Source organism: Streptomyces sp. SID14478 (genome assembly GCF_010548525.1).
GTDB lineage: Bacteria > Actinomycetota > Actinomycetes > Streptomycetales > Streptomycetaceae > Streptomyces.
This window is the reverse complement of sequence record NZ_JAAGMG010001445.1, coordinates 1-1226: the sequence shown is the minus strand read 5'-3', so window position 1 is coordinate 1226 and position 1226 is coordinate 1. Positions and strand designations below refer to the sequence as shown.

The following is a 1226-nucleotide window of genomic DNA, read 5'->3' as shown; positions in this document are numbered from 1 at the left end:
GACCGAGGCGGCGGCGCGGGCCGGCGGCACCGGCACCTGGATCGAGCGGGCCGATGCCCACGACCTGGTGGACGCCCCCACGCGCATCCTGGGCCTGGCCACCCGCACGGCCCTGGACGCGGCCGAACTGCCGCTGGCACTGCGCCAGTTGCTGGGCCGGTGCACCATCAGGTCGCTGCCCGCCTCCGCCCTGCCCGCCCGGGACGAGGCGCCGGTCGAGGGCGGCTTCGACGGAGCCGAGATGCGGCTGCGGACCCCGGAGGGCGGGGTCATCACGGTGGAGCGGCCGTATCTGCCGTTCACGCCCACCGAGTTCGCGCGGGCCCGCGCCCTCGTCGAGCTCGACGCGCGCCTGGGCCCTCGGGTGCCCCGCAGCCAGGACGTGCTCACCCTGCCGGAGGGCAACGAGATCACGGTGCGCCGCGCCGACGTCGCGGACGTGGCGGCGTCGAAGGCGATGCACGAGCGCTGCTCGCAGCGGACGCTGAGCATGCGCTACCACGGCCCCGTCGGCGACGCGGACCGCTATCTCAACCACCTGCTCAGTCCCCGGTTCGGCCGCACCCTCGCCGCGCGGACCACCTCCGGCCGGATCGTCGCACTCGGCCACCTGCTGTGGGACGGCGACGAGACCGAGATCGCGCTGCTCGTGGAGGACGACTGGCAGCGCCGGGGCGTCGGCGCCGAACTGCTCGGCCGGCTGGTCGCGATGGCGGGCGAAGCGGGCTGCGAGAGTGTGTACGCGGTCACCCAGGCGTCCAACACCGGCATGGTCGCCGCGATGCGCGGCCTCGATCTGCCGCTCGACTACCAGATCGAGGAGGGCACGCTGGTGATCACGGCGCGACTCGGGGCGACGCCTGCGGTGCCCCTTCCGCCCTTCGAGCAGGCCGAGCGGCACTGACGAGGGGGCGCTGCGCCGCACCCAGCGCCCGGTCGAGGTCGGCCCACAGGTCCGCCACGTCCTCCAGGCCGACGGACAGCCGCAGCAGCCGGTCGCTGACGCCTGCCGCACGGCGGTCGTCTGCGGCCACCACGCGATGGCTGATCGAGGCCGGGTGCTGGAGGAGCGAGTCGACGCTGCCGAGACTGACCGCCGGGGTGATCAGCTCGACCCCGGCAATCACGGCATGGGGGTCCCCGGCGACCTCGAAGGCCACCATGGCGCCGCCGATGCGCGGGTAGTGGACGCGGGTCACCCGCGGGTCGGCCGCCAGGCGCCGGGC

The 1226-nt window shown here is 75.1% G+C and carries 2 protein-coding genes; one reads left to right on the top strand and one right to left on the bottom strand.

Going from position 1 to position 1226, the window contains the following annotated elements; genetic code table 11:
* On the top strand, positions 1-904 hold a 904-nt coding region (locus tag G3I40_RS45320; RefSeq protein WP_164560607.1), incomplete at its 5' end, for a GNAT family N-acetyltransferase.
* On the opposite strand, the gene G3I40_RS45315 is transcribed toward G3I40_RS45320, so the two are convergent.
* Positions 837-1226, bottom strand: a 390-nt coding sequence (locus G3I40_RS45315; RefSeq protein WP_203645962.1) for a PLP-dependent transferase, incomplete at its 5' end; no start/stop codon positions are given. The two genes, G3I40_RS45320 and G3I40_RS45315, sit on opposite strands and share 68 nt — an antisense overlap.